Below are 4,582 nucleotides of genomic sequence, written 5' to 3' on the forward strand. Positions count from 1 at the left end.
ATAGTCGAGATTATCGTTCCGCACGCTCCGCGTGGGAATGCCGTTCGTGACGCTCTGCGTCACACAAGCCGCTCGGCAAGCCCGTGCAGAAACGCCTCGGCAAGCACCACGTTGTCATGCCGCTGATCAACCGTTGTCGAGCTGCGCAGCCCGTTGACCGAGCACTGTTCAAGCAGCACCGCTTCAGCCCGGGCAATCTGCTCTGGCGCACGGCTCTGCCCGGCCCACCAGCAATCGGCCTGTACGTTAAGCGTTTTCAGGGTAAATGCCTGGCTCAGTTGTGCGTTGGCTTCCAGTAGTTTGTAACCGGTTTCGATCTCGTCCTGCACGGCGATGTCCTGGAATATGCTGCGCAGGTTGTCGGCGTTCATGCCGGCCTCCAGCGCGACATGGTCGACCACCCAGTCAATCACCTCGCCCTCGCTGGACAGCGACTGCCGGGCGGTTTCGATAAGCCCCACAATCGACGCTTCCTGCAAGCCCGGCACAAACGCCTGCAAGCTTTTGATCAGGCTGCGGTAGTAGTTTTCGCCCTGTTTTTGCGTGGTGACTTCCGGCGCTTCTTCGACCCACTCCATCCCCACCGAGGCAGGCAACTGGGTGTCCACCAGCCCGAGAAAGCTCACCGTGTCGCCCTCACGCTCAAGTACATGCGCCACCTCGATGGCCAACGCACCGCCCATCGACCAGCCCAGCAGGTTGTAAGGCCCGTGCGGTTGAGTCATACGGATTTGCTCGACGTAGTAATCGACCATTTCCTGCCACGACGTATCAAACCAGCCCGGCACCACGTAAGCCTTGTTGACCAGCCCGTAAACCGGTCGGCTGTCGCTCAATTGGCCAGCGAGCGGGTAATACGAGTAGGTGCCGCCACCGCCCGGTGGCAGGCAGAACAACGGCGTATTGTCCGATCGATTGGCGTTCATGACGATGACCGCCGATTTGACTCTGGTTTCGTCAGCGCGCATGAAATCGGCCAGCTCACCCAAGGTCTGCATCAACAGAAAATCATGCAGTTTGATGGAGACATCAAACGTCTCGCGAATCCTGCCTGCCAGCGAAACCGCCAGCAGCGAGTGGCCGCCCAGGGCGAAGAAGTTGTCGTTGAGCCCTACCCGTTCGACCTGCAGCACCTGCTCCCACAACGCGGCAAGACGTAGCTCGAATTCCGTACGTGGCGCGACGTGGCCTTGCTGTGAACGAGCCACGTCCGGTTTGGGCAGTGCCCGGCGATCCAGCTTACCGTTGGCGGTCAGCGGCATCACATCAATGAAGACAAAGTATGTCGGCACCATGTAATCCGGCACGTGAGCCTTAAGGTGCGTTTTCAGGGTTTCGCGCAGAGCGTCCGAATCCAGACCAGCATCAGTGCGCACCAGATACGCCACCAGCTGCTTGCCGGAAGGCCCGTCAATATCGATTACATTGGCTTCTCGCACACCAGCATGCTCATGCAGACGCGCTTCGATCTCGCCCAGCTCGATACGCAGCCCGCGAATTTTCACTTGATGGTCGATACGCCCGGCGTATTCGATAACGCCTTCATCGCGATAACGCGCCAGATCCCCGGTCCGGTAAAGACGCCCGCCCTGCTCGTCGAACGGGTCCGGCACAAAGCGTTCAGCCGTCAGCGCCGCACGGTTGTGATAACCCCGCGCCAGACCCACACCGCCCAGGTACAGCTCTGCCGCAACGCCCTGCGCGGCAGGCAGCAATCCGTCGTCGAGGATATGGGTTTTCAGGTTAACGATAGGTCGACCAATCGGCACGCTGAGCACGTCGTCCGGGGTGCAGGTCCAGTGGGTGACGTCGATAGCCGCTTCGGTCGGGCCGTACAGGTTGAACAAACCCGCCTGCGGGAGACGCTTGAGCACCTGACCGGCGAGTTCGGCAGGCAGTGCTTCGCCGCTGCACACCACACGACGCAAGCTGTTACAGCTTTCCACCTGAGGATGGGTGAGAAACGCCTGGAGCATCGACGGGACAAAGTGCAGCGTCGTGACCTGATGTTCGCGGATGGTCTGCACTAGCCGCTCCGGATCGCGATGATCGCCCGGCAACGCCACGGCTAAACGTGCACCGGTCATGAGCGGCCAGAAGAATTCCCACACCGACACGTCGAAGCTGAACGGGGTTTTCTGCAATACCGTATCGCTGCCATCCAGCGCGTAAGCCTTCTGCATCCAGTGCAAACGGTTGACCAGGGCGCGATGGCTATTACCCGCGCCCTTGGGCTTGCCGGTCGATCCGGAGGTGTAAATCACATACGCAAGATTCAGCGGATGGCTGAGGTTGATCGGGTTCGCAGTGCTGTATCCGGCCAGCCCGTCGCCGTCCTGATCCAGGCACAGACTTTGTACTTGAACCGGCAGGCGCTGTAGCAGCGCACTCTGGGTCAACAGCAAACCGACACCGCTGTCCTGCATCATGTAAGCCAGACGGTCCTCGGGGTAATCTGGGTCCAACGGCACGTAAGCGCCACCGGCCTTGATGATCGCCAGCAGACCAATGACCATATCCACGCTGCGCTCGACACAAATCCCCACCAGCACGTCCGGACCGACACCCGCTTCACGCAAGCGGTGGGCAAGCTGGTTGGCGCGGGCGTTAAGTTGCGCATAGCTCAGTTGTTCAGCCGCAAAAATCAGCGCCGGAGCGTCTGGCGTGGCCAGCACCTGCGCCTCGATCAGGCTGTGTAGACAGTGCTCGCCAGGGAAATCGGCAGCTGTGGCGTTCCAGTCGCGAACAATCTGCTGCTGTTCGGCAGCGTCAAGCATCGGCACTTCAGCGATGCGCTGACCCGCATTGGCGCAAATGGCCTGCAACAGCGCGAGCCAGTGCCCGGCCATGCGCTCGATGGTGCTGCGCTCGAACAGCGCGGTGGCATAGGTCAGGCCCGCGCTCAAACCGCCATCGTGTTCGGCGGTGTTGAGGGTCAGGTCGAACTGCGCCGGATAGCTCTCGGACGTCAGCGCTTCGACCTGCAAACCGGGCAGTGCGTGCACCTCGGCGCTGGCCTGGCTCTGGTGGTTGAACATCACCTGGAACAGCGGGCTGTGGCTGAGGCTGCGTTGAGGTTGCAAGGCCTCGACCAGCTGTTCGAACGGCAGTTCCTGATGCGCTTGAGCTTGCAGGGCCGCATGTTTGACCTGCTGCAGCAGCTCGCTGAACGTGGTGTGCAGGTCGAATTCGGCGCGCAGCACCTGGGTGTTGACGAAGAAACCTATCAGGCCTTCGGTTTCCGCGCGGGTGCGGTTGGCAATCGGCACGCCGACACGAATGTCCGGCTGGCCGCTGTGGCGATGCAGCAAGGTCTGGAACGATGCCAGCAACAGCATGAACAGTGTGACGCCCTGTTGCCGCGCGACCTGTTTCAAGTCGTCGATCAACCCTGGTGCCAGCTCGAACGCCAGCCGCGCACCGGCGTGGCTTTGCACGACCGGGCGCGGATGATCGGCGGGCAATTCCAGAATCGGCTGCTGTTCGCCCAGTTGCTGCTTCCAGTAATCCAGCTGCCGCGCCTGTTCTCCGGCGTCCATCCAGTTGCGCTGCCACAGCGCGTAGTCGGCGTATTGCATGTCCAGCGCGGTCAACACCACCTCACGGCCCTGGCTGTAGCCTTCGTACAGGCGCACCAGTTCATCGACCATGATCGGCATCGACCAGCCATCGGAAACGATGTGGTGCTGGGTCAGGATCAGCACGTGTTCGTCAGCAGCAAGATTCAGCAAGCGGACGCGCAGCAGCGAACCCTGTTCCAGATCGAACGGGCGCTGCATTTCCTGCTGCACGCAGGCTTCAAGGGTTTGACCGGCAGGCACGGACTCGACCATCAGGGTCAAGGCACGCGGCGCATGGATGATCTGCACAGCCTGTTCGCCCTGCTGGCGGAAGGTAGTGCGCAGGGTTTCGTGGCGGGCAATCAATGCGCTGAAACTGTGCTCCAGCGCGGCAATGTCCAGCGAGCCGCTCAGACGCAGGGCCGCAGGGCCGCAGGAATAGTGTAAGCAGTGCTTTCTGGATCAAGCTGCCAGAGAAACCACTGGCGCTGCTGCGCGTAAGACAAGCCCAGCGGCTGGCTGCGGTCGGCCTTGATAAAGCGTGGCGCAGCATTGCCCTGCCCGTTGCCCGCAGCCTGGGCGAAGGCTGCCAGATCACGTGCCTCAAAAAGGTCGCGCAACGACAGTTCGACGTCCAGTTGCTGACGGATGCGCGAGATCACCTGAGTGGCCAGTAACGAATGCCCGCCCAGCTCAAAAAAGTTGTCGCTACGCCCGACCTGCTCGACTTTCAGCACATCGGCCCAGATCGCCGCCAGTTGCTGCTCAAGCTCGCCTTGCGGCGCAATGTAGATCGCCTGCAACTGGCTGGCATCCGGCGCAGGCAGCGCCTTGCGGCCCAGCTTGCCGTTGGCGGTCAGCGGCATCTTGTCGAGGACGATGAAATGCGTCGGCACCATGTAATCCGGCAGGTGCGCGCGGAGTTCGGTTTTCAGCGCTTCGCGCAGGCTTTGCTGATCGTGATCAGGCTGGGCTGGCACTAGATACGCGGCCAATTGCCCATCCACGGCCAGCACGATCAC

The 4,582-nt window shown here is 61.4% G+C and carries 2 protein-coding genes; both read right to left on the reverse strand.

The genetic code is table 11. The features are described from left to right. Positions 1-59 precede the first annotated feature (59 nt). Positions 60-3,980, reverse strand: coding sequence for an amino acid adenylation domain-containing protein (locus tag ALO64_RS17490; protein WP_408002915.1), 3,921 nt, complete (start codon positions 3,978-3,980; stop codon positions 60-62). Further along, on the reverse strand, positions 3,971-4,582 hold a 612-nt coding region (locus ALO64_RS26900), incomplete at its 5' end, for a phosphopantetheine-binding protein (protein WP_408002914.1). The genes ALO64_RS26900 and ALO64_RS17490, both read right to left, overlap by 10 nt.

It is taken from the genome of Pseudomonas meliae (assembly GCF_001400515.1).
Taxonomy (GTDB): Bacteria; Pseudomonadota; Gammaproteobacteria; order Pseudomonadales; family Pseudomonadaceae; genus Aquipseudomonas; species Aquipseudomonas amygdali.